At 36.1% G+C, this 25,888-nt stretch carries 24 protein-coding genes; all 24 read right to left on the bottom strand.

All coding sequences use genetic code 11. From position 1 onward, the window contains the following. Nucleotides 1-23 precede the first annotated feature (23 nt). The 24 genes from H8S01_RS09415 to H8S01_RS09300 all read right to left on the bottom strand — a co-directional run bounded on the left by H8S01_RS09415 (nucleotide 24) and on the right by H8S01_RS09300 (nucleotide 25,874). Nucleotides 24-1,178 (bottom strand): hypothetical protein, encoded by a 1,155-nt coding sequence (locus H8S01_RS09415; RefSeq protein WP_021866073.1) that lies wholly within the window; start codon nucleotides 1,176-1,178, stop codon nucleotides 24-26. Then, nucleotides 1,175-2,977 (bottom strand): aminopeptidase P family protein, encoded by a 1,803-nt coding sequence (locus H8S01_RS09410; RefSeq protein ID WP_186837021.1) that lies wholly within the window; start codon nucleotides 2,975-2,977, stop codon nucleotides 1,175-1,177. The genes H8S01_RS09415 and H8S01_RS09410 overlap by 4 nt, the downstream gene beginning before the upstream one ends. 54 nt (nucleotides 2,978-3,031) lie before the next feature. Beyond that, nucleotides 3,032-3,664: an RNA polymerase sporulation sigma factor SigK gene (sigK, locus tag H8S01_RS09405; protein WP_243204326.1), complete on the bottom strand. Its 633-nt coding sequence runs from the start codon at nucleotides 3,662-3,664 to the stop codon at nucleotides 3,032-3,034. 63 nt (nucleotides 3,665-3,727) lie between these two features. After that, entirely contained in the window at nucleotides 3,728-4,975 is a 1,248-nt protein-coding gene (locus H8S01_RS09400) for a peptidase U32 family protein (RefSeq protein WP_186837019.1), read from the bottom strand. 18 nt (nucleotides 4,976-4,993) lie between these two features. After that, entirely contained in the window at nucleotides 4,994-5,635 is a 642-nt protein-coding gene (locus H8S01_RS09395; protein WP_021866077.1) for an O-methyltransferase, read from the bottom strand. 3 nt (nucleotides 5,636-5,638) lie between these two features. Then, entirely contained in the window at nucleotides 5,639-6,016 is a 378-nt protein-coding gene (locus tag H8S01_RS09390; RefSeq protein ID WP_021866078.1) for a hypothetical protein, read from the bottom strand. Between the two features lie 46 nt (nucleotides 6,017-6,062). After that, the gene (locus tag H8S01_RS09385) at nucleotides 6,063-6,404 is read right to left on the bottom strand and encodes a YlbF family regulator (RefSeq protein WP_186837018.1); all 342 of its coding nucleotides are present in this window, start codon (nucleotides 6,402-6,404) and stop codon (nucleotides 6,063-6,065) included. Between the two features lie 26 nt (nucleotides 6,405-6,430). Continuing rightward, the gene (locus H8S01_RS09380; protein WP_021866080.1) at nucleotides 6,431-8,101 is read right to left on the bottom strand and encodes a ribonuclease J; all 1,671 of its coding nucleotides are present in this window, start codon (nucleotides 8,099-8,101) and stop codon (nucleotides 6,431-6,433) included. A gap of 90 nt (nucleotides 8,102-8,191) precedes the next feature. Beyond that, on the bottom strand, nucleotides 8,192-8,455 hold the full coding sequence (locus tag H8S01_RS09375) for a DUF1292 domain-containing protein (RefSeq protein ID WP_021866081.1): 264 nt from the start codon (nucleotides 8,453-8,455) through the stop codon (nucleotides 8,192-8,194). A 47-nt stretch (nucleotides 8,456-8,502) separates the two neighbouring features. Next, the gene (ruvX, locus tag H8S01_RS09370; protein ID WP_021866082.1) at nucleotides 8,503-8,943 is read right to left on the bottom strand and encodes a Holliday junction resolvase RuvX; all 441 of its coding nucleotides are present in this window, start codon (nucleotides 8,941-8,943) and stop codon (nucleotides 8,503-8,505) included. 1 nt (nucleotide 8,944) lies between these two features. Beyond that, the gene (locus tag H8S01_RS09365; RefSeq protein WP_021866083.1) at nucleotides 8,945-9,202 is read right to left on the bottom strand and encodes an IreB family regulatory phosphoprotein; all 258 of its coding nucleotides are present in this window, start codon (nucleotides 9,200-9,202) and stop codon (nucleotides 8,945-8,947) included. 162 nt (nucleotides 9,203-9,364) lie between these two features. Beyond that, nucleotides 9,365-10,054: a DUF4956 domain-containing protein gene (locus H8S01_RS09360; RefSeq protein ID WP_186837017.1), complete on the bottom strand. Its 690-nt coding sequence runs from the start codon at nucleotides 10,052-10,054 to the stop codon at nucleotides 9,365-9,367. Then, on the bottom strand, nucleotides 9,991-10,800 hold the full coding sequence (locus tag H8S01_RS09355) for a polyphosphate polymerase domain-containing protein (protein WP_186837016.1): 810 nt from the start codon (nucleotides 10,798-10,800) through the stop codon (nucleotides 9,991-9,993). The genes H8S01_RS09360 and H8S01_RS09355 overlap by 64 nt, the downstream gene beginning before the upstream one ends. A 209-nt stretch (nucleotides 10,801-11,009) precedes the next feature. Next, nucleotides 11,010-11,906 carry a mechanosensitive ion channel family protein gene (locus H8S01_RS09350; RefSeq protein ID WP_186837015.1) on the bottom strand — a complete coding sequence of 299 codons (897 nt, stop codon included), beginning with the start codon at nucleotides 11,904-11,906 and terminating at the stop codon, nucleotides 11,010-11,012. Continuing rightward, the gene (locus tag H8S01_RS09345; protein WP_186837014.1) at nucleotides 11,907-14,279 is read right to left on the bottom strand and encodes a GlgB N-terminal domain-containing protein; all 2,373 of its coding nucleotides are present in this window, start codon (nucleotides 14,277-14,279) and stop codon (nucleotides 11,907-11,909) included. Between the two features lie 11 nt (nucleotides 14,280-14,290). Further along, nucleotides 14,291-15,139 carry an alpha/beta hydrolase gene (locus H8S01_RS09340; protein WP_186837013.1) on the bottom strand — a complete coding sequence of 283 codons (849 nt, stop codon included), beginning with the start codon at nucleotides 15,137-15,139 and terminating at the stop codon, nucleotides 14,291-14,293. An 18-nt stretch (nucleotides 15,140-15,157) separates the two neighbouring features. After that, nucleotides 15,158-16,390 carry a DUF1015 domain-containing protein gene (locus H8S01_RS09335; protein WP_186837012.1) on the bottom strand — a complete coding sequence of 411 codons (1,233 nt, stop codon included), beginning with the start codon at nucleotides 16,388-16,390 and terminating at the stop codon, nucleotides 15,158-15,160. Between the two features lie 43 nt (nucleotides 16,391-16,433). After that, on the bottom strand, nucleotides 16,434-18,008 hold the full coding sequence (locus tag H8S01_RS09330; protein ID WP_186837011.1) for a methyl-accepting chemotaxis protein: 1,575 nt from the start codon (nucleotides 18,006-18,008) through the stop codon (nucleotides 16,434-16,436). Nucleotides 18,009-18,151: 143 nt separating this feature from the next. Then, nucleotides 18,152-19,315, bottom strand: coding sequence for a phosphoglycerate dehydrogenase (locus H8S01_RS09325; protein ID WP_021866091.1), 1,164 nt, complete (start codon nucleotides 19,313-19,315; stop codon nucleotides 18,152-18,154). Next, the gene (serC, locus tag H8S01_RS09320) at nucleotides 19,315-20,400 is read right to left on the bottom strand and encodes a 3-phosphoserine/phosphohydroxythreonine transaminase (protein ID WP_186837010.1); all 1,086 of its coding nucleotides are present in this window, start codon (nucleotides 20,398-20,400) and stop codon (nucleotides 19,315-19,317) included. Before serC ends, H8S01_RS09325 begins: the two co-directional genes overlap by 1 nt. A gap of 181 nt (nucleotides 20,401-20,581) precedes the next feature. After that, nucleotides 20,582-22,273: a biosynthetic-type acetolactate synthase large subunit gene (gene ilvB, locus H8S01_RS09315; RefSeq protein ID WP_186837009.1), complete on the bottom strand. Its 1,692-nt coding sequence runs from the start codon at nucleotides 22,271-22,273 to the stop codon at nucleotides 20,582-20,584. Nucleotides 22,274-22,309: 36 nt separating this feature from the next. Next, nucleotides 22,310-23,980, bottom strand: a complete 1,671-nt coding sequence (ilvD, locus tag H8S01_RS09310) for a dihydroxy-acid dehydratase (protein ID WP_021866094.1) — start codon at nucleotides 23,978-23,980, stop codon at nucleotides 22,310-22,312. A gap of 105 nt (nucleotides 23,981-24,085) precedes the next feature. Beyond that, complete coding sequence (gene leuB, locus H8S01_RS09305; RefSeq protein ID WP_021866095.1) at nucleotides 24,086-25,171, bottom strand: 3-isopropylmalate dehydrogenase; 1,086 nt, start codon at nucleotides 25,169-25,171, stop codon at nucleotides 24,086-24,088. Nucleotides 25,172-25,304: 133 nt separating this feature from the next. Further along, a complete protein-coding gene (locus tag H8S01_RS09300) occupies nucleotides 25,305-25,874 on the bottom strand; it encodes a cob(I)yrinic acid a,c-diamide adenosyltransferase (protein WP_021866096.1) in 570 nt (189 codons plus the stop codon). Between the last annotated feature and the right edge of the window lie 14 nt (nucleotides 25,875-25,888).

Here is a 25,888-nt window from a genome sequence, read left to right as displayed (position 1 = left end):
TATTGTCAATATATTTTATTGTTTTATTTTATTTTTTCTACATTCAATATATCATACATCTGCTGCCTGCTGCCTATACATTCCTCATACAATTTATTATAATCGGTACTGCATGTATATGATGTCTTATAGTCATCAACAGCAACCTGAAATTTTCCATCATATGATATATATACCTGTGAAAATACAAATGCAAAATATACTGTATCCGTACTGTCACCATTTACAACATCAGCACTGTAAAAATAATAAATATAATTTTCATTACCACCCTCAAGACTGTTCTTTCTTTTAAGGAATTTTATTTCCATAAGATTAATATTTTCAGCTCTTTCATCATTCGCCTTGTAAAGATATGATGTATCAGATGTAGCACGATACATCATTCTGAATGTTTTATCCTGGGTCTGGCTCGTAATAGTTTTTTTACATTCCTCATCAATCTGTCTTACCACATCTTTATCAAGTTCATTTACATCATCAGCATATGAGCCAAGCCTGTCAGCCGTATAAGACATTGATATAGATGAAACAGCATATCCGTGGCGTCCAAGTTCAGCTTCATCCGCACTGCATTTAACACAGATTACATCATCTTTGCTTATTCCTGTATGCTTGTCCGGCACAAATTCAAGTGCTGACAGATATTCATCATCCCATTTATTATTTATTACAACATATGCTTCAGGACTTATGCCCGCAAATACAACTTCAACATTAGAAAATAAATCTATTTTAGTTCCATTTCCTATCCCTTTTGCTCTTATATTATAACTGCTGCCTGCAACCCTGACGCCTGAATCAGCCGCAGCCTGTGTATCATATTCAACATATACTGTAAGCTTGTCTCCGTTTGAAATATCACTTTTTTCAATATGTGCCTCAAGTGAATCAGCAAACTTCCTGTAAGCTGTAAGTTTCTCCATATTAACTTCTTTTCCGGCAAGCGTTTTATATAGCTTTTCTGAATCAACACTACATTCTGCTGATGCATATCCATTAATCCCATTATAAGTAACCGTTATATAATCCTGCGGATCTATGTGCTTTTTTCCCATAATCCACGCTGCAAGCACTATAACAAAGCATACCATAACAGCAGCGACCACAATATATGATGAACGGTCTTTTACCATTTTTTCTGCTGTATTCTTAGTTCTGTCTATTATTTCTTTCATATTCTGACTGTTGCCCTCTTCAATTTTTCTAATTCTTCTCCACACATATATGGACTCAGCTGTTCATACACCCAGCTGTGATAATTATTAATTCTCTCTATATCTTTTTCATTTAGGTACGATACATCAACAGCTTCAAGGTCTATCGGTGCACATGTAAGCATTTTAAATTTGAGAAATGTACCATATTCATTTTCATAATCCCTGACGCATACTATCTCATTTTCTATACGTATTCCGTATTTTCCGTCAACATAAACGCCCGGTTCATCTGATGTTACCATTCCCGGCTCCATGACACACAAATCGTTTTGTCCCAATATATGTTTCCACCTGAATCCGTTTGGTGATTCATGCACATTCAAAAGATATCCGACACCATGTCCTGTTCCACATCTGTAATCAAGACCGGCTTCCCAGAGCGGACCTCTCGCAAGAATATCAAGATTAAATCCTGTACACCCATAAAGAAATCTTGCATCAGCAAGTGCAAGCATCCCCTTTAATGTAAGCGTATATGCTTTTTTTATCTCATCGCTTACAGGTCCAAGTACAATTGTTCTTGTTACATCTGTAGTTCCACGCATATACTGTCCACCAGAATCAACTAAAAGCATACCTTCTGGTTTCAGCATGGCACAATTATCCTTTGTAGCACTGTAATGCATCATTGCTGCATTAGCACCATATGCACTGATTGTCTCAAAACTAAGTTCTATGAAATCACTGATTTTTGCACGCTCATTATCAAGATAATCAGCTGCATCTTTCTCTGTAATTCCCTTTCCGGCATTTTCTTTAACCCAGAACATGAATCTTGTAAGTGCAAGTCCGTCCTCAATATGGACATCTGAAAGATTTTTGATTTCAACAGGATTTTTTACGGCTTTCATTGACGTAACAGGACTTAATGTTTTTACTGTTTCCACTCCACAATTGCAGATTTTCTTATATGCACAATAATTAATTCTTTTCATATCAACAAGAATTACTTTCTCTTCTATCGTATCAAGAAAATCATAAAATTCTTCGTATGGTTTTAATGTAACGCCATCTTTTTGAAGCTTTTCTATAATTTCATCAGAAAATCTGTCTTTATCTGCAAATAAATATGCACACTTATCTGTAACATACGCATATGACATTATCACAGGATTGTATACAACATCATTTCCTCTTATATTAAATAACCAGCATATATCATCAAGTGATGTTATAATATGTCCTTCTGCCTCTTTTTCATTTATTTTTTCACGCAATCTTATGAGCTTTTCCCTGACTGTCTCCCCGTTATCAGATACAAACGCTTTGCTATACGGAAAATCCGGTCTGTTATTCCATATACTTTTTGCATAATCAACCGTTACATCAAGTTTAATATTCTTTTTTGTAGCTTTATGTTCCAATTTTTCGCCAAAAGAAGCACTTATTGTTCTTCCGTCAACCGCAATACTTCCGTTTGCAGGTGTATTCTGTATACAATATTCTGTCAGTTCCGGAACATCTTTCACACCTATTCTCATAAGTTCTATGCCTGTACCTTTAAGCTGAATTTCTGCCTGCACAAAATATCGTCCATCTGTAAATAAAGCAGCTTTATCCATTCCTATGACAAGAGTTCCTGCAGAGCCTGTAAACCCTGACAGGAATTCTCTTTCTCCAAAGTAATCACCCGCATATTCTGACAGATGGTAATCACCTGTAAATACTATATACAAATCCGTACCGTTTTTTTTCATTATATTTCGTACTTCATCAATTCTTTTTCTTATAATTGTATTATCCGTAATCCGCGGCATATTAACGCACCTCCTGATTTCATAGCGTCCTTTAAGCTATACTTTAATATAAACTCATAAATGATTATCCTCAAGAAGTTTTTTTAATTTTTCAAGTGCTTTTTTCTCTATTCTGCTTACATAACTCCGGCTTATCCCCAGTTCTTTCGCAAGCTCACACTGTGTTTTTTCATCATTTCCAAACAATCCATATCTTTCTGAAATAACAGTCATCTCCCGCTTATTAAGCACTCTCCCCATTTTCTTATAAAGACATGCAATTCTCTCATCAAATATACAGTCTTCAACTATGTCTTTTTCTTCATCACTGACAATTTCTATAATGCTTATTTCATTTCCTTCTTTATCTGTTCCGATTGGTTCATATATAGAAACTTCCCGTGATTTTTTCTTCTCAGACCTGAGCATCATAAGCAGTTCATTATCTATGCACTTTGCAGCATATGTTGCAAATCTGATTCCCTTATCAGGTTTAAATGAATTAATTGCCTTAATAAGTCCAACTGTGCCGACAGATATCAGATCTCTTACATCTCTGTCCGGCGTGCTGTATTTTTTAGTCATATGGGCAACCAGACGCATATTCTTTTCAACAAGAATATCTCTTGCCTTATTATCTCCGTTATACAAACGCTCAAGAATTTCCTTTTCTTCTTCTGCTGATAATGGCTTTTCAAAACTTTTCAAAGAAAGGCACCCCAGACACACATTTATATATTTTATGTGCCGGAGTGCCTTTTATTGCTTTTCCTAATCTTCTTTTCTTCTCAAAACATCATACTGTTCAAGTTTTACGCCCAAATCGATATAAAGCTGCTGCTTAGGATGAGGTGCACTTTCCATATCCACACCACGCTCATCATTAATTCGTTTTACTGTAACCAAAACATTATCGCCATTTGGTCTCATAACTTCAATTGTCTCGCCTACACTGAATTTATTACGCTGTTCTATATGATAAAGTCCTTGTGCATTCTGTTCGCCGACAATGCCAAGATATGTATATTCCTTAATATATGTATTTGTATCATATATCTGTGTATTTTCATCCGGTTTACCGAAGAAAAATCCGGTTGTATACTGTCTGTATGTGCATTTTGAAATCTCTGACTTATAAAATGGAATTCTCTTTTTATAAAGATTCTCATCCTGTATAAACTCATCAATTGCAAGCCTGTATGTTCTAGCGACTGTAGCAACATATAATGCTGTTTTCATTCTGCCTTCGATTTTAAAACTGTCTATTCCTGCATTAAGCATCTCAGGAATATGTTCAATCATGCATAAATCTTTTGAATTAAATATATATGTTCCACGCTCATTTTCATATACAGGCATATATTCACCCGGTCTTGATTCTTCAACAATAGAATATTTCCAACGGCACGGATGTGTACATGCACCTCTGTTGGCATCTCTTCCTGCCATAAAGCTGCTCAGCAGACATCTTCCCGAATATGAAATACACATCGCACCATGCATAAATGTCTCTATTTCCATCTCATCAGGAATATGTTCACGAATCTGTTTTATCTCATTAAGAGACAATTCTCTTGCTGAAACAACTCTCTTTGCCCCCTGCTTCCACCAGAACTGATACGTCATATAATTAGTATTGTTAGCCTGTGTGCTTATATGTATATCTATGTCAGGCAGTTCTTCTTTTGCAATTGTAAACATTCCCGGGTCAGAAATAATAAGTGCATCAGGTCCTATCTGTTTTAATTCTTTAAAATACTGTCTTGCTCCATCCAAATCATAATTATGTGCAAGAATATTTGCTGTAACATATACCTTACAATCATGTGCATGTGCAAATTCAATTCCTTCTTTCATCTCTTCAAGAGTGAAATTTTTTGCTTTTGCACGAAGTCCAAATGCCTCTCCACCGATATATACGGCATCAGCACCATATATTACAGCAATCTTTAATACTTCAAGACTGCTTGCCGGTATAAGAAGTTCAAGTTTTCTTCCTTTATAAATATGTTCGCCCATATTAATCTCCATTTCTTTTTATTTTTTCACACTGAGTGTAATTCCATCTCCGATAGGTACTACTGATGTTACAACCTCATCTGAATGAGTAAGCATATATACATACTCTCTCATCCTCTCATGTATCGTCCTGTTTCTTCTTGTAACTCCATACTTTGACTGTACTATCTCGCCTTCCTGAAGGACATTATCCGATATAAGAAGTCCGCCCTTTTTTAATATTCTCATAATATCAGGAAAATAATTAATATACTGTCCTTTAGCTGCATCCATAAATATAAAATCATATGGTCCATCAAGTGTTTTTAAAACATCCGCTGCATCACCCTCAATAAGTGTTATTTTGTCAATAACACCCGCACGGATAAAGTTATTTTTCGCTACCGGTATTCTTTTGTCATAATTTTCAATTGTTGTAATATGGCAGTTTTCCGGCATATTTTCACTCATAAGAATAGATGAGTAACCTACAGCAGTGCCAACCTCCAGAATTCGTTCCGGCTGTTTTAATGCAATCAGCACTTTTAACAGATTACCCATCTCTTTTCTTATAATAGGAACATTATCATTTAATGCTTCTTTTTCAATCAGATTACAAATATCGGAATTACCGGAATCCAATGAATTAATATAAGCTACAACACGTGGTTCAACTATCATAACTCAATTGTCCTCTCCTTTGTCCGTACACATTACTTTAAACATATCAGATGGCTTCATTCCTGAATTCAATGTATATGTTCCGCCTACAAATTTCTTATTATAATCAGACAGCATTATCTGAAAATACATTATTGTTTTATCCTTGCAAAGTCCTTTTTGGTATAACATAGATGAAAGCTGCTTCGCCGATATATTATCTGAAATAGTAATCTCTACTTGTCTCGCATTTTCTGTAGTATCAATTGCTTCTTCATCAAAAATATTATGTCCGAATGTATATGCTCTGCTTCCGGCGGCATAAATTATAAAAACACCGACTGTCACAATACATATGTTCAATAACATACTGAGTATTACCCTGACACTTTTATTTTTCATCTGATTCTCCAATCCTGCATGGTCTATACATTTTTATTCTGCCTTATTATTGCAGGAAATCCATATTAAAGTCAACTGCTTCAACAATTGACATACAGATTTCCTGAACCATTCTGCATAATTCCATCTCAGCTGCAAGATACCCTTCAACCTCCGGCTGTTTTCTTATATCTGCAAAATGTCCCTCTAATTCCTGTGTTGCTGACAGGACATCACCTGTATCTTCAGAATATTGCATTCTGAAATTTTCTCTTCTGAAATCATCCAATGCCCTTTTTAAATCAGGTCTTTTCATAACTTCAGATTCAAATTCTTTGAACCTCTTATACTCACATGAGTCTGTTATTGCCTCTGTCAGCTCCTTTGTAAGTTCCTCTACTCTGCTCATAAACCTCTCCTATAATCAACAAACAATTACATCTGTGCTTCCATTATAATTGGAAGAATAACTGGATTTCTCTTCATCTTCTTCCAAAGGTACTCACTAAGGTCATCCTTAATTATATTTTTAATCTTACTCCAGTCAGATATATGTTTATCAAGGCATCCCTGGACTGAATCTTCAACAACAGCTTTTGCCTCATCAAGAAGTTCTTCTGCCTCCCTGACATATACAAATCCACGAGTTACAATATCAGGACCTGCAACGAGATTTCCTGTATATTTTTCAAGTGTAAGCACAACTATAATAATACCATTTTCTGCAAGATTCTGTCTGTCTCTTAAAACAATATTACCTACATCACCAACTCCAAGTCCATCGACAAGAATTGCTCCTGTTGGAACCTGTCCCACAATTTCACCGTGGTCGTCACTCAATTCAATAACATCACCTGATTTTGCAATAAATACATGGTCTTTATCATAACCAAGAGCCATAACTACATCTCTTTGTGCACAAAGATGTCTGTACTCGCCATGAACAGGAATTGCATATTTTGGTTTTACAAGGGAATAAATAAGCTTGATTTCTTCCTGACAGGCATGACCAGAAACATGTGTATCCTGGAAAATAACCTTAGCCCCTTTCATTCCAAGCTCATTAATTACTTTTGCAACTGATTTTTCATTTCCCGGAATCGGTGTTGAAGAAAATACAACACAGTCACCCGGCTGGATAGATACTTTCCTGTGAAGTGAAGCCGCCATTCTTGAAAGAGCTGCCATAGATTCTCCCTGACTTCCTGTTGTAATAAGCACAATCTGCTCAGGCGGATAATTTTTCATTTCCTCAGTATCAATAAGTGTTCCTTCCGGAATCTTTAAATAATCAAGATTTTCAGCAACCTCAATTATATTAACCATGCTTCGGCCTTCAACACATACCTTTCTTCCATATGCAACAGCTGAATTGATAATCTGCTGCACTCTGTCTACATTTGACGCAAATGTTGCAATTATAAGACGGCTGTTTTTATTATCATTAAAAATCTTATCAAATGTTGCTCCTACAGTGCGTTCAGACATTGTAAATCCCGGACGTAGAGCATTGGTACTGTCACACATAAGTGCAAGCACGCCCTTCTTTCCGAGTTCACCAAGCCTTTGTAAATCAATAGGATCTCCGTAAACAGGAGTATAATCAACTTTAAAGTCGCCTGTATGAATAATTGTTCCTGCCGGTGAAAATATAGCAAGTGCAGCAGCATCTGCAATACTGTGGTTTGTACGGATAAATTCAACCCTGAAATCACCAAGTGTTATTGACTGTCCATACTTGACAACTTTTCTTTTAACGCTTCTTAACATACTGTGTTCTTTGAGTTTTGACTCAATAAGTCCCATAGTAAGCTTTGTTGCATAAATAGGCACATTAACATCTTTGAGGACATATGGTATAGCACCAATATGATCTTCATGTCCGTGAGTAATAACAAAACCTTTAACTTTGTCAAGATTCTGCTTTAGAAATGTCACATCAGGTATAACAAGGTCAATACCTAACATCTCTTCTTCCGGAAATGACAGACCGCAGTCCACAACAATAATACTGTCATCATACTGGATGGCAGTAATATTCATTCCAATCTGTTCAAGACCACCAAGCGGAATAATCTTGACAGAACCAATATTAACTTTTTTCATTCCATAACCTCCATGCTGCATATTTCGGATATGCAGCTAAAACTAAATTTCTTCACATATTAATTAACAGCATGCTGTTAACACGCTGTTTTATTCAATATCTATATCTTCAAGAAGCTCAGCAAATATTTTGCTCACTCCCTCAAGTTCTTCATCATCTTCCACAAATTCATATGCTGCCTCAGGATCAGCACTGTCAGAAACATCTTTTAAAATGTATGCCTCTGCTTCCTCGTCATCCTCATCCTGTGAATCTGTAACTAAAATATAATTATATCCATTGACTCTTGTCTCTTCAATGATATAGAATTCCACTTCTTCATTATCATCTGTCACAAAATTAATCTTTTCCATTTAAAATCCCTCTTCTTATTATTAACAATCTCTGTCTGAATCTGCTATTACTGTTCCCCTGCATTATTATTGGCAATATAATCAAGATAGCTCTGCAAAATAACACATGCAGCTATTTTATCTATTACAGCTTTTCTGTTCTCTCTTCTGACACCACTTTCAATAAGAACATGTTCTGCCGAAACGGTACTTAATCTCTCATCCCACATAACTACAGGAATACCTGTTCTTCTTTCAAGTTTATCTGCAAAATCCTTACAGGCCTCTGCTCTCTCTCCAAGTGTATTATTCATATTCTTCGGAAGACCGACGACTATCTTTGTAACTTCATACTCTTCTATAATTGCTTCAATTCTTGCAAGTGTCTGTCTTAACTTATTCTCTTCCTTACGTGTAATAGTCTCAACGCCCTGTGCTGTAAGTCCGAGTGCATCACTCACTGCAACTCCAACAGTCTTTGTTCCATAATCTAATCCGATAATTCTCATCCTACAGACCTTTTCCGGCAATAAAATACCTTATTACTTCTTCAACAAGCTCGTCTCTCTCAACTTTCATAATAAGGCTTCTCGCATTATTATGGCTCGTAATATATGTTGGATCGCCTGACATAATATATCCCACAATCTGATTAACAGGATTATATCCTTTTTCCTTTAAAGCAAGATAAACCTGCTCCAGGATTCCTTCTACTGATATTGTTTTTTCTGGTTGTGCTTTAAAAAATTGTGTATTATTATCTATCATATTCCTCACGTCCCTTTCGTATATGTATCTATAATATACTAATTTTTGATATAAGACAAGTATTTTATAGATAAATTTTTTATAAACCTCATGTTTGTGCGGGGACTTTTCCATTCCATATTAAAAAGCGTGCTGTATTTCTCACACACCACGCCACAGAATTTAATTAAGATTATTATTGTCATTTTCTGCTACAGAAAGACTTATATTCAGATTTCCATTTCTCATTCTCAGATTATCAATAAATTCTTTTTCATTAACACTATCTTTAACCACAACATTATATGAAAGTTCAAACATAGTTCCCATATTTGTTGTCTTGACTTTCCTAAGTTCCGCTTTTTCAGTAAATTTATTCATAACATCATCAAATACATCGCTGTAATTAAGCGATTCAGGAATTGTAATCCTCAGCTGCTTTATATCTGTATGCGGCTGGGCAAAATTAAATACTGTAAGCAGAATCAGAATAACTATCATTATCACAACAAATACGCATGCAAATGTAACATATCCAAGCCCACACGCAAGCCCGGATGCCATAGCAAAGAAAACTATTGCTATATCTTTCGCACTTCCCGGCACACTCCTGAATCTTACAAGAGCAAATGCTCCTGCCATTGAAAATGCTCTTGCAACATTGCTTCCTATCAGAAGGATAACTGCTGCCACTATTGCCGGAAGAATAACAAGTCCTATTATAAAATCCCTGTTATATCTTTCTTTCCTGCACATAAACATATATGCAATACCTATTATCAGTCCCAGCAATACTGCTGTTCCTATTCCTAACATTGATGTGCCAATACTGATTGTATTGTCTGTTGTTGCTGTAAAAATTGATTCAAACATACAAATTCATCCTTTCTTTTTAAATTTTCCATAATATACTGCTTGTATTCCGTTCCATATTTTGAAAATGAAACAGGATAAATATCATATTCCGACAATATCTTTGTGAACCACATCGGAACTGCTTTGTTGATTTTTATTTCCATCAGGAACATATTTTCAGGCATAATCTTTTTACCATAGCTTCCAAGTTCCAGCCTTACATCATGCCTTCTTGTTGTAATATCAGTATCAAATGTAACTCTGAAACTACCGTCATTTTTTTCAAAATATGCCATTCTTTCATATGAAAGATACAGTTTAGGCTGCAAATTATAAAAATGTTTAAAGTAATCAATCTCTCCTATAACCTGTCTGTTGATTCTCTCATTCTTTTTCTCAAGCATTCCGGCAGTAATTTTCCCATCAAGATAATCATATGCATCACCAAGCTTAATCCCTGTTCTTCTTTTATTGACAATTCCATTGTATTTTTTCTTTATTTCAACGAAAACATTGTCATCAATTCCAGGAACCCCATAGCTTCTCACACGCATTTTTTCTTTATATGCCGGTTTTTCTATCGAAGCACGTATAAGCCTGTCATCCGGAGTATCATAATAAATATTGCTTATCATATAAAATTTATTATCTTTGTTATAAGCATCCACCTCCATATGGCTGCTCATTTTATTTATTACCGCCTCATATTGTTCTTTATCAAGCATATATTTTTTTTCGCATCTGTTAAAGACTTCAATCGCCATATTCTCCTCTCCTTTCGTTTGGATTTCTTTTATGTATTAAATTGTAAAAAGATTTTGTGACCAAATTATGTAAAAAGTAAGTAAAGAATATGAAAAAAAATGAACCGGTATCAGCAATTTTTATACTGATACCGGTCATGTGATCTGTCTTTTATTTAGTTATATTACTATCCAAGATATTACTATCTAAGATATTACTATCTATGACATTACTGTTTAAGAGTAACATCCAGCTGATTAAATGGAATTTCTATTCCGTTTTCATCAAATACCTGTTTGAATCTTTCAAACAATATAAACCTTGTGTCCCAATAAGCGTCCTGGCTGACCCATGCACGTGTCTCTATTGTAACACAGCTTGCATCAAGCGATTTAACTATTACATTAATCTCTTTTTCTTTGTCTATCGAAGGATAATTTTCAAGAATCTCTCTAAGAAGTTTCTTTGCTTTTGTAACATCACTTCCATATCCTATGCCAATCTGCATATCAAGCCGCCTGATTCCTTCTACACCGACATTTACTATGTTGGAATTTGATAATGCACCATTTGGCATCATCACAACTCTGTTATCAATTGTCTTTAATTTTGTATACAGCATATCTATTGATACCACTGTACCCTCGCAGCCACCTGAAACTATGTAATCTCCAACCCTGAACGGATGAAATATCATAATAAGAATTCCTCCGGCAAAGTTTGCAAGACTTCCTTGAAGAGACATACTCAGTGCAAGTGCCGCTGAACCGAACACAGCTATAAGTGAAGCTGTCTGGAAGCCCAGAATATCAAGTACCATCATAACCATAACAGCATAGCAGACGAATCTTAAAACAGAATTGATAAATTTTATCACACCATTCTCAAATCCTGCTCTCTCAAGTGCCTTTGAACATATTTTAAGCAGCCATTTCATTACATGTTTGCCGACTTTCCACAAAATCAACGAAAGAATTATCTGGAAAATCTTATCGGCAGTCCATTTCACAGCTTCGTTAAACAGCTCAGTAAGATTGTCTCTTGAAAAGAATGCCTGTGCTTTTTGAGTAGTCTCTGCTACCGAATCATCAACAGCACTTAATGCAAAACAATTAAAATTAATCATTTATTCACCCTGTTTTTCTTCCATTTTTTTTAGTTCTGCAAGCTTCTTTTTAGCATTTTCATCTATTTTAATGCATGCTATCCTTGCTTCTTCTGCTTTTTTTGCAGCTTCTTTTTCTGCTTTTTCGGCTTCTTTCGCCGCTGCAAGTGCAATTATTTCAGCCTCTTTTGCCTGCTTTGCACGCTCTATCGCAGCATCTTTTACAGCCTTCGCTTCATCGGCTTCCTTTTTTGCAAGCATAAGTGCTTCTTTTGTTTCTTTTTCTATCTTAATACGCTCTTTTTCTATTTCTGTATATGGCTCATAAGTATAAAGTGAAATGCCAAGAGGTTTTAAATCAACAAATACTGACTCATCTTTTGAATTCCAATTGTGTTCAGACGACTCATAAACAACTGAATCATTCAAAACATCTGTATATTTTCCAGCTTCATCAACGCCTATGCAGAATTCTTTCCTTTCAACAGGCGTAAAATTAACAGCTCCGATAACAGATTGTCCTGATTCATCACGCCTTAACACAGCAATAACCGTCTCTTCTGCGGATATATCATCAGCCCATTCAAAACCTGACGGATTATCATCACATTCATAAAGAGCTTTTGTATTGCGGTATAAATTATTCATCTGTGCCACAAATTTCTCGACTCCGCTGCATTCTTTTATATTAATAAGCTTTTTCCCCGGATGGAAATACATGTAACCAAGTGCTGTTTTTACATGATTAAGCACATCTTCACCATTAACCGGAACTATATCTTTTAAAATTCCTTTTTTCCAGCCATATCCGTTTCTTGAAAATCCTATAATAAAATCATCACTGTACTGATATAACATACTGTATGTAAGTCTGCCATATATTCCTTTTCTAAATAGTGGATCCATCTCTATAAATGGCACAAGCTCTTTTTTCCAGCCATCATTCCACTTATAATCAAAGCCCAGACCTCCGTCTGCAATATCACCTGTAACAAATTGCCATCCGCTTGATTCCTCGGCTGCAAGAATTGTATTTTTTTGCAGTGAATCAACCATTTTTCTTACATTCTGGATAAATTCAACCGCATTAATATTTTCTTTTCCACCATAAATATTCGGAATCCATTCTCCCGGTTTTCTGCCATAATCAAGATAAAGCATAGACGCAGTCTCAGAAAACTTCAATCCATCAACATGATACTCTTCAATCCAGTATCTTATATTAGACATCAGAAAACTTCTTACCTGTGGTTTTGAATAGTCAAATGAAGCAACATTTAATTCCGGATGATTGTCAAGATTGACTTTTCCTGTATCATAAAGGTGCGTTCCGTCAAAATATACAAGACTATATTCACCCTGACTCATAAATGCACCATTCCAGTCTATGATAACACTGATATTTTTCTTATGCATCTTATCAATAAATGCCTTTAACCTAAGGCCTCCAACCTCACAATTTACAGCATAAAAATTTATTGTCTCAGCCGATGAGCCATTTCTTACAGCACAGACATTCATTATCTCAACACAGTTAAATCCCAGTGCTTCAATTCTGTCTTCAATTGTATCATCTTTTAAATCAAGAATGTCAATCTCACATATACTAAGCGGTTTATGTTTCGTATCTTCCTGTTTCCAGTCTGCATCAGTCCACTTGAAATTTTTCTCTTCAGGATTAACTCCTGCCAGTGATGCATAAATAACGTCATTAGAAGCGGACTGTGCATATGGGTCTGCCTTTTTTACAACCTGTCCGTCTTTTAACTTTATTTCATAACAGTATGGTGTTTTGGGCTTCATATCTGGTATAAACAGGAAAAATATCCCTGTATCATAATCCTTTTCCATCTGGAACACTCGTCCGTCCCACTTGTTAAAAGCCCCGATAACACTGACTCTTCTGGCATCAGGTGCCCATATTCCAAAAATCATTCCACTGATTCCATCGACAACTGCTTCATGACTTCCCATGTATTTGTATGCATCCTGTGCACTGCCTGTCATAAATTTATTAATATTATATTCACTCCTGCCATTTTGGGAAATTTTAAGCAACGCCTGCATACATTCCTGTCTTCCATATGAATATATATCTTTATATTCTGTTTTTTTACCATATATATCTTCTTTGACAAATGTATATGAAAATTTTTTTCTACCGGGAAGCAGTACAGCAAAAAAACCTGCCTCATCCATTTTTTCCATTGGATAAAGCTTCTTTCTTCCATCAACTCTTACATTCATCTCCACTGCATCAGGTGCAAATGTCTGTATAAGAAATCCATCTTTACATATACGTCCACCAAGCAGTTCCATCGGCTCATCGCATTCAGAATATACAACGCCTTCAATTGAAGGCCAATCCATTAAATCATATAATCTATTCCCCATATTTAACCCCATCAGATATTTTTTTCAACCCATGTTTTAAAAAGTTCTGTCCAGACGTATACTTCCGGCTCAAAATGTTTTCCGTCCTTTGTATCAGTCTCTTTCGTTCCAAGTCCAAGTCCATGATTTCCATTAGGGAATATATGAAGTTCAAACGGAACTTCTGCTTTTTTTAAAGATTCTGCAAAAAGAAGTGAATTGTCCACAGATACGCTTCCATCTGAAAAAGTATGCCACAGAAACGTCTTTGGCGTATTACTGCTGACACGTTCCTCCAGCGAAACAGACTTAACAAGTTCATCATATCTGTCTCCCAGAAGTCTCTCAAAAGACTTTCTGTGTGCCTTAGGTCCTGATGTTATAACAGGATATCCTAACAACAGTCCGTCCGGTCTTACTTCTTTTGGACTTACATGAAGTACATTCTGAATAAAATCTGCAAGTTCCGGCTGATCATACATTGTCGCAAGACTTGCTGCAACATGTCCGCCTGCCGAAAAACCTGCAATAATAATTTTATCCGGATTTATATCCCATTCTTTTGCATGATTTCTCACATAATTAATTGTATATGCTGCTTCATATAATGCACATGGGAATTCATCCGGCATAAGGCTGTATCTTAAAACCACTGCGTTATAGCCAAAATCAAGCATTTTTAATGCGACAGCTTCACCCTCACGCGGTGAATGATGCTCATATCCACCGCCCGGACATATTATAACAAGCGGCCTTTCAAATACATTCTGATAATCCGGATACATTTCTTTTATATACGTTGTAAAAACAGCGTCCGCACCTTTGTGCTTTATACCAAGTTTTTCATAATCAATATCTATTTTAATATTTTCGTGTATCATAAAACAGCACACCTTTCATTATATCCTGTGAATAAACAATCCACTTCTTAATTTTGGTTCAAACCATGTTGACTTTGGCGGCATTAACTTTCCTGCATCAGCAACTGCAAAAAGTTCTGCTATAGATGTTGCATACATAGAAAATGCGACTACACAATCCTCCCTGCATCTTTTCTCAAGTTCTGAAAGTCCTCTTATTCCACCGACAAAATCAATTCTCTTATCTGTCTTTGGATCACCTATTCCAAGTACAGGTGCAAGCAGATTGTCCTGCAAAACCGCAACATCAAGCCCATCAACCGGATCATCTGACATAATATCTTTATGTGCTGTAAGCTTGTACCATTTTCCACCAAGATACATACCAAATGTTCCTTTTTTATCAGGTGATACCTGCCTATCACTCTCAGCCATATCAAATTTTTCTTTAATCTTATTTAAAAATTCTTCCTGTGTATATCCATTCAGATCTTTAACAACCCTGTTATATGGAAGAATCATCAATTCTTCATCAGGAAAAAGCACGGACAGAAAATAATTAAATTCTTCATTACCTGTATATCCCGGATTTTCCCGTCTTCTCTTCAATCCTACTTTTACTGCAGAAGCTGCTCTGTGATGTCCGTCAGCAATGTAAACAGAATCAATTCCTTCAAATGCCTTTCTAACATTTTCAACAAGTGTTATATCTGTCATTTTCCAGACCTGATGGCGTATTCCGTCAGGAGATATAAAATCATATAATGCTTTATTCTCCTTAGTCTTTTTAACAGCATCATTTATTACACTGTCAGCTCTGTAAGCCAGGAAAATAGGTCCTGTCTGGGCACTTAATGTATCAACATGTGTTATTCTGTCAACTTCTTTATCAGCTCTTGTATTTTCATGTTTCTTTATTACATTATTAAGATAATCATCAATAGATGCACATGCAACTATACCGGTCTGTGTTCTTTTGTCCATTGTAAGTGCATATATATAATATGTCTTATCTGTATCTGTTATAAATGTTTTATCAGCCAGAGCTTCTTCAAATAATTCTTTTGCTTTTGCATAAACTTCAGGAGCATATGTATCTGTAGAATCATCGAACTGTGTCTCTGCTCTGTCGATTTTAAGGAAAGACAACGGCTCTCTTTTAACCTCACAAACAGCTTCCTGTCTGTTGTATACATCATAAGGAAGTGCTGCTACTCTTGCCGCATCTTTTTCATTAGGTCTTACACATTCAAACGGTTTAATTAATGCCATTACTTTTCTCCTTTTCCTGCTTATAATTATTTTTCTTTAAAAATCAGGCATTAAGTTTATCAGTCAATACCTTCAATTCATTAGATATAGATATGATTTCATTTATTGTTGCATTGTTTTGCTCGCTTACTGCAAATGTATCACTTGCATGGGCTGCAACTTCTTCTGTGATAGCCGAAACAGTTGAAACGCTGTCAACAATCTTCTTATTAGCTTCACTGAGTCCATTTACAATATTTGTAAGTGATTCGGCATTAATAAGAATTTTTCCTGTATTATTTTCAATTATTGAAAAGCTTGCTGCTGTTTCTTTTGTAGCAGCATCCTCTTCCTTTATCATCTCAACCATCTGACCCGTAACATCTACAACATTCTTAATTACATCTGAAATATTTGTAATCATGTCTGTAATTTTTACAGTTGCATTCTGTGTCTCATCTGCCATTTTTGAAATTTCGGAAGCAACAACTGCAAAGCCTCTTCCTGCTTCCCCGGCACGAGCTGCCTCGATACTTGCATTAAGTGCCAGAAGGCTTGTCTGTGATGTAATCTCAGTAATAATATCAACAATTGAATTCATCTTTGCCATATCGTCATTAAGAAGCGAAAGCTGCTTGGTTACAGCATTGCCCGATTCAACGGACTCATTAACTTTATTAACAAGCATTGCCACATTCTTATTGCCTGCATCTACTGCTTTTTTAGTATCATTGATGCTATTTGTGATTTCTTGTGAACCATTCTTTACATCATCAACTTTATTCTGGATATTTTCAGTCATTTCAAGCTGTTTCTGTACAGCATCCGCTGTATCTGTTGAACCTGTATTTACTTCTGCCATAGCTTCCCTTGTCGCATTAATAGATTCACCAAGTGATAAAATTTTGCTGTTTACATTTTCAATATCAGCAGCCATTTTACCTGAAATTTCCATTGTATTATTAAGTATTCTTTCTGTTTCGCGGCTCTGTTTCTCAATCTGTTTTAATTTTACTACGCTATTAATTTCAAGTGTTTTTGATGTATACATACAGTAAAGTGAAATCAATACAATAACAAGCACCTGTATCTCAATTGATGCAGTATCGCTCATTGTATATGTTCCGTTTGCAAGAAATAATACAACCTGTGCAATGTTAATAATTATAACACCTGTATTAATAGGAATTGAATATTTATAATCATTATATACTGTGATTGCTATAAGCATTGGAATTACATATGTAAATACAAGTTTATTATTTGTGGTAAACATTATGAAAATATAAAATATTGCAAAGCCATATCCTATAAAATGCTTTATATGCGTTGAATTCTTATCTTTTTTATATACAATCCACTCCGCTACTGGTGAAGCAATTCCTATTACAATAGTAAGCAATACATATAATAATGTCCTGCTTCCTTTTGCAAATTCAGCTAAATATGCAATACCTATAGCAACTGAAACTATAGTATGGCATACTATTCCGACTTTGTTACATCTGGCCATCTCCGACTGTGACTCAATCTTATCTACAATCTTATCCATACCTTTCTTCGCAGCTTCCTGTATCTGTTCATGCTTCTCATTAATTTTTTGAGATTTATCCTGTATTTTTTGCTCTATTGCTCCCATATATAACTCCTCCTTGTTATTTATAAGAAAATACATAAATATATTTTACAACAAAATACTTTATAAATAAAGAAAAACGGATGAAAGAAATATTTTAATTTTCAAACATCCGTTTTTTAATTACAATAAACAATTGCAAAATATTACTTTATAACTCTTACCTTAATAACACCTTCAATAGATGCAAGTTTGTCAACTACTGTCTCAGATGCAGACTCACTTATATCAAGCATTGAATATGCATAGTCACCTCTTGACTTATTAGCCATCTCTTCAATGTTAATACCTTCATCTCCCATAACAGATGTAATCTTGCTGATTATAGCCGGTACATTCTTATGGCATACAGCTACTCTGCCGGCTGATGTGCATACACCCATGTCACATGCAGGATAGTTTACTGAATTAACTATATTACCATTCTCAATGTAGTTACGAAGCTCTTTTACAGCCATAATTGCACAATTATCTTCTGCTTCTGCTGTTGAAGCACCAAGATGAGGAAGAACAATTGCACCTTCCATTCCAGCTGTAACAGGGTTAGGAAAATCTGTTACATACTTCTTAACTCTGCCAGACTTTAATGCTTCACCGATAGCTTTCTCATCAACAAGTACATCTCTTGCACAGTTGATAATAATAGTTCCGTCCTGCATCATATCGAATGCTTCTTTATTAATCATTCCCTTTGTACTGTCAAGTGCCGGAACATGAACTGTAATGTAATTGCATTCTTTATATATATCTTCAACATTGACAATATGTTTAACTTCACTTGAAAGATTCCATGCTGCATTTACTGAAAGATATGGATCATATCCGTATACTTCCATACCAAGTGCAATTGCCGCATTGGCAACAAGCTGTCCAATAGCACCAAGTCCGATTACACCAAGCTTTTTACCTTTGATTTCCTGACCTGCAAATGCCTTCTTGGCTTTCTCTGTAGCCTTTGCAATATCAGCATCATCCTTATTTGCTTTAACCCATTCGTTACCGCCGATTAAATCTCTCGATGCAAGAAGCATTGCTGCAAGTACCTGCTCTTTAACAGCATTGGCATTAGCACCCGGTGTATTAAATACAACAATACCCGACTCAGCACATTTATCAAGAGGGATATTATTAACACCTGCACCGGCTCTTGCAATTGCAAGAAGGTTATCACCAAGTTCCATATCATGCATTTTAGCACTTCTTACAAGTACTGCCTGTGCATCTTCAAAACTGCTTTCTGTATTATAATCATCTGAAAATAAATCAAGGCCAACTGACGCAATATTATTTAAGCAATTAACGTTTACCATTATTTTGTATTCTCCTTTTCAAACTTCTTCATGAACTCAACAAGTTTCTCTACACCTTCGATTGGCATAGCATTGTAGATAGAAGCTCTCATACCGCCAACAGTTCTGTGTCCTTTAAGATTTACAAAACCTGCCTTTGTTGCTTCTTCAACAAACTTAGTATCAAGTTCTTTATCTCCTGTTACAAAAGGAACATTCATAAGTGAACGATCTTCTTTTACAACTGTTCCATTGAAAAGCTTGCTCTCATCAAGGAAATCATAAAGAATCTTTGCTTTCTTCTCATTGTGTTCTTTCATAGCTGAAAGTCCACCCATCTTCTTAATCCACTTAAATACCTTGCCACAGATATAAATATTATAGCATGGAGGTGTATTATAAAGTGAATCAGCATCTGCCTGTGTCTTCCATTTAAGCATTGTAGGAGTTCCAGGAAGAACATCATCTGTAATTAAATCCTCTCTTATAATTGCGATAACAACACCTGCTGGTCCGATATTTTTCTGAACGCCGCCATATACAACGCCATACTTTGTAACATCCATAGGTTCTGATAAGAAACAAGATGAAACATCAGATACAAGAATATGTCCCTTTGTATCAGGAAGCTTCTTATATTTAGTACCATAAATTGTATTATTTTCGCAAATATATACATAATCTGCATCTTCCGGAATGTCAAGATCTGAACAATCCGGGATATATGAATATGTTTTGTCTTCTGAAGAAGCAACGGCAATTGCATCACCATAAATCTTAGCTTCCTGGTATGCTTTCTTAGCCCACTGTCCTGTTATAATATATGCTGCTTTCTTATTCTTCATAAGATTCATAGGAACCTCTGCAAAGAACTGCGACGCACCGCCCTGAAGAAATAATACCTTGTAATTATCCGGAATATCCAACAAATCTCTTAAATCAGCTTCAGCTTCTTTAATGATATTGTCGTATACTTTGGAACGATGGCTCATCTCCATAACTGACTGGCCGCTTCCCTTGTAATCAAGCATCTCTGCTGCTGCTTCCTTCAATACCTCTTCCGGTAATACTGCCGGACCTGCGCTAAAATTATAAACTCTTGCCAATTTCTTCCTCCTATTATTCAGCCTGTTGAAATCACTATTATAAAATATGTCTCAACTAAGCTTTTAATTTAATAATTAATAGACATTTTATGACAATCTTTATTGTATGTCAACAATTCATTCTCTATTAATATTCTTTTGTTCTTTTATTTAGTAATCTCTTCTATATACGTAATATTCTTTAGTTATTTTTGTTTTTATTTTCCAAATCCTGTCTATCAAAAGCTTCAGAGATTGCAGCTCCAGGTGAAACCATTGGAAATACCTTGTCTTCCCTGTCAATAAGACAGTCAATTACACAAGGTATATTTAATTCTATAGCTTCTTTGAGTGCCGCTTTAAATTCTTCAATTGATGAAACTCTGTAACCTTTCGCACCAAGGCCTTCAGAAACTTTCACAAAATCAACCGTATCATCAAGAACCGTCGAAGAATAACGCTTTCCATAGAATAAATCCTGCCACTGACGAACCATTCCAAGTACATGATTATTAAATATAATCTCAATAACAGGAATATTGTAACGTGTCGCTGTTGCTATTTCATTCATATTCATTCTGAAGCAGCCATCACCTGCAATATTAATTACAACTTTATCCTTACGGCCAACTTTTGCACCTATAGCAGCACCAAGACCGAATCCCATAGTTCCAAGACCACCTGATGTTATAAGTGTTCTTGGCTGTTTGTATGTATAATGCTGTGCAGCCCACATCTGGTGCTGTCCTACATCTGTTGCAATAATAGCATTACTGTCTGTAATCTCATTGATTGTCTCCATAATATAAGGTCCGTTAAGACAATCTTTTCTGTAACGCATAGGGTACTTTTCTTTAAGTTCTTTGATGTGCTCAATCCATTCATGATGCTCAAGCTGTCCAATCTTTGAATTAACACGTTTTAAGACTTCAAGTGCATCTCCTATTACGCATGCATCTGTTTTAATATTTTTATTAATTTCAGCTGCATCAACATCAAAATGAATAATTTTTGCATTGCTTGCAAACTTAGACGCATTACCTGTGACTCTGTCCGAAAATCTTGCACCAATTGCAATAAGAAGGTCACATTCTGAAACACCGTAATTAGATGTCTTTGTACCATGCATGCCAAGCATACCTGTATAGAGTGGATCTGAATTATCAAATGCACCTTTTCCCATAAGTGAATCAGCTACAGGAGCATCTATTTTATGTACAAAGCGTGCAAGTTCTTCTGAAGCACCTGAAAGTACAACACCGCCTCCGACAAATACAAATGGTTTCTTTGCCTGTGCAATCATCTCTGTGACTGTGTCAATATCCTCTTCACGTATTGACTCTGTCTTTCTTTCAATCAGCTTTGGTGTCTCCTTTACATAATCACACTCCGCAGCAGTTGCATCTTTTGTTACATCAATAAGTACAGGCCCCGGTCTTCCCTCCTGTGCTATTCTGAATGCCTTACGGATTGTATCTGCAAGTGTGTTTACATCTTTTACAATAAAATTATGTTTTGTAATAGGCATTGTAACACCCTGGATATCTATCTCCTGAAAACTGTCTTTTCCAAGAAGTGAAACTGTTACATTACATGTAATTGCAACAACAGGAGTTGAATCCATATAAGATGTCGCTATACCTGTTACAAGGTTGGTTGCACCAGGACCTGATGTTGCAAAGCATACACCTACTTTGCCTGTAGCTCTTGCATATCCGTCTGCCGCATGTGCAGCACCCTGCTCATGTGATGTAAGTATATGTGTAATCTCATCAGAGTGTTTATAAAGTGCATCATATACATTTAAAATAGCACCGCCCGGATAACCGAATACTGTATCTACACCCTGTTCTTTTAAACATTCAACAATTATTTCTGAACCATTTAACTTCATTTGGCCGTTCATCCTTTCAATAAAATATTACCCTCTTTATTTATCAGGAGTCTGTAAAATTGCACCTCTGTTACCTGATGTAACCATAGAAGCATATCTTCTGAGATAACCTGTTGTGACTTTAGGTTCTCTTGGCTGCCATTTAGCTTTTCTTGCTGCAAGCTCCTCATCTGAAACCTTGAGTTCAAGCTTCAATTCCGGAATATTAATGCTTATTACATCGCCCTCTTCAACAAGTGCAATAGGACCACCGACTGCTGCTTCCGGAGATACATGTCCGATAGAAGCTCCGCGGCTTGCACCTGAAAATCTTCCGTCTGTGATAAGGGCAACGCTTGAACCAAGCCCCATACCTGCAATCGCTGATGTAGGATTAAGCATTTCTCTCATACCAGGGCCACCTTTAGGACCTTCATATCTGATTACAACAACATCACCTGCTACAATCTTTCCACCCTTAATAGCTGCAATTGCATCTTCTTCACTGTCAAATACTCTTGCAGGACCTTCATGTACCATCATTTCCTCTACTACTGCTGAACGCTTAACAACACTTCCGTCAGGAGCAAGATTTCCAGAAAGAACAGCAAGACCGCCTGTCTTACTGTATGGATTATCAACTGTACGGATAACTTCCGGATTAAGATTTACTGCATTTGCAATATTCTCACCGACAGTCTTACCTGTTACAGTCATACAGTCTGTATGTAAAAGTCCAATATCTGCAAGTTCTTTCATAACTGCATATACACCACCTGCTTCATTTAAGTCTTCCATATATGTAGGACCAGCCGGTGCAAGATGACAGAGGTTAGGTGTCTTTTCACTTATTTCATTTGCGAACTTAATATCAAAATCAAAGCCCACTTCATGTGCAATAGCAGGAAGATGAAGCATACTGTTTGTAGAGCATCCAAGTGCCATATCAACTGTAAGAGCATTAAGAATTGCATCTTTTGTCATAATATCTCTTGGACGGATATCTTTTTTAAGCATATCCATAACTGCCATACCTGCATGTTTTGCAAGTCTGATTCTGTCAGAATATACAGCCGGTATTGTACCATTGCCGCGAAGTCCCATACCGAGAGCCTCTGTAAGACAGTTCATAGAATTTGCTGTATACATGCCTGAACATGAACCACATGTAGGACATACTTTTTCTTCGTATTCTCTTACCTGTTCTTCTGTCATTGTACCTGCTGCATAAGAGCCAACTGCCTCAAACATTGATGAAAGACTTCTCTTTCTGCCACCCACATGTCCTGCAAGCATTGGACCGCCACTGACAAATACAGTAGGAACATTAATTCTTGCTGCTGCCATAAGAAGTCCAGGTACATTCTTGTCACAGTTAGGTACCATAACAAGTGCATCAAACTGATGTGCTGTAGCCATACATTCTGTAGAATCTGCAATAAGGTCTCTTGTAACAAGAGAATATTTCATTCCTACATGTCCCATTGCAATACCATCACATACTGCGATTGCAGGAAATACAACAGGAACGCCGCCAGCTTCAGCAACACCAAGCTTAACAGCATTAACAATCTTATCAAGGTTCATATGTCCCGGAACAATCTCATTATATGAACTTACAATACCAACTAATGGCTTATCCATCTCTTCTTTTGTAAAGCCAAGTGCATTAAACAGCGAACGGTGTGGTGCCTGCTGCATGCCTTTTTTTACGTTATCACTTTTCATAAAAATTAATCTCCTTATCTCATTCTGTTTTTATTTAATTCCTGTTTAAACTCCGGCAGGATTATCATTTTATTTCATTAAACTATAAAATATCAAAAAACTTATTTACGCAAGATGATTAGCAATAAGGTCGCCCATCTGTGTAGTTGTACACTGTGTCATTCCTTCAGACATAATATCAACTGTTCTGTAATTTTCTTTTAAAACCTGTGCAACAGCTGCCTCAATAGCATCTGCTTCCTTGTCAAGATCAAGTGAGTATCTCAACATCATTGCAGCTGAAAGAATTGTGGCAATAGGATTAGCAATATTCTTTCCTGCAATATCAGGTGCTGAACCATGGCTAGGCTCATAAAGACCAAGTTTTGTCTTTCCAAGGCTGGCACTTGAAAGCATTCCGATAGAACCTGTTATCATGCTTGCTTCGTCTGATAAGATATCACCAAACATATTTTCAGTAAGAATTACATCAAACTGGCCAGGATTCATTACAAGCTGCATTGCACAGTTATCAACAAGCATATTAGTAACTTCAACTTCCGGATAATCCTTTGACACTTCAGCAACAACTTTTCTCCAGAGTCTTGAAGAATCAAGTACATTTGCTTTATCAACACTGACAAGTTTCTTTCTTCTTTTCATTGCAATCTCAAAACCTTTAATTGCGATTCTTCTGATTTCTTCTTCATTATATGTAAGTGTATCCACTGCTGTCATCACACCGTTTACTGATTCTGTGTGACGCTCTCCAAAATAGAGACCTCCTGTAAGTTCTCTCATTATAACCATATCAAATCCGTCACCGATTATCTCATCCTTTAAAGGACATGCATCCTTTAATTCACTATATAAATAAGCCGGACGTATGTTTGCAAAAAGTTCAAGATCTTTTCTTATCTTCAAAAGACCTGCCTCCGGTCTTAAATTCGGTGCCACATCATACCACTTTGAATTACCGACATTGCCGCCGACAGCACCAAGTAAAACAGCATCTGACGCTTTTGCCGTATTAACTGCTTCTTCTGTGAGAGGCACACCATAAGCATCTATTGAACATCCACCCATAAGGATTTCAGTATAATCAAATTCATGACCATATTTTTTACCTACAGCATCAAGTACCTTTCTTGCCTCTCTTACTATCTCCGGACCAATTCCATCTCCAGGAATCAATGTTATCTTATAACCCATATCATTTATACCCAGCTTTCTATATATTCTTAGTTTTTAACTTTCATATTATAATAACGTATTTATTATATTTTTACAAGTTGTTTTAATGTATGCTTTCGCATAAGTTAATGAAGTATTTTTCATTAACATTTTAATATTCTATGCCTTCTCTCGCAGAAATTCCCAGATCAAACGGATGCTTTATTTTTTTCATTTCCGTAATATAATCCGCATGCCTGATTAGTGCCTCATCCGGATTTCTTCCGGTAATCACAATCTCAACGCCTTCATGGTTTTCCAGAAGATAACCTGTTTTTGCCCTGTCAACCTGATTATATTCATAAGCAGATGCAAGTTCATCAAGGACAACAACGCTCACATCATGTTTTTTGTATACATGTTCAAAAATAGTATCCAATATACTGTCATGTTCTTTTTTCTGCATATTTCTATCAGCTTCACTCATTCTGCTGTAAAATCCATAGTCTTTTGAAGCCCTTAAAACCATTACGTCCGGTATCTGTGCTAATGCATCAACTTCCCCGCTTGCTCTCCCTTTCATAAACTGTGCAAATATGACCTTTAGCCCTCTGCCTGCGGCTCTGAGTGCAAGACCGGCTGCTGCTGTAGTCTTTCCTTTGCCGTCCCCTGTATAAATATGTACAAGCCCTGTTTCTTTTTTCATCTGGATTTTATCTGCCATATCCTTATCTTTAATCATGCTTATATTTCTCC

It is taken from the genome of Lachnospira hominis (ex Liu et al. 2021), assembly GCF_014287955.1.
GTDB classification, from domain to species: Bacteria; Bacillota; Clostridia; order Lachnospirales; family Lachnospiraceae; genus Lachnospira; species Lachnospira hominis.
The sequence above is the reverse complement of the archived record's forward strand: the minus strand, read 5'-3'. Positions and strand labels throughout refer to the sequence as shown.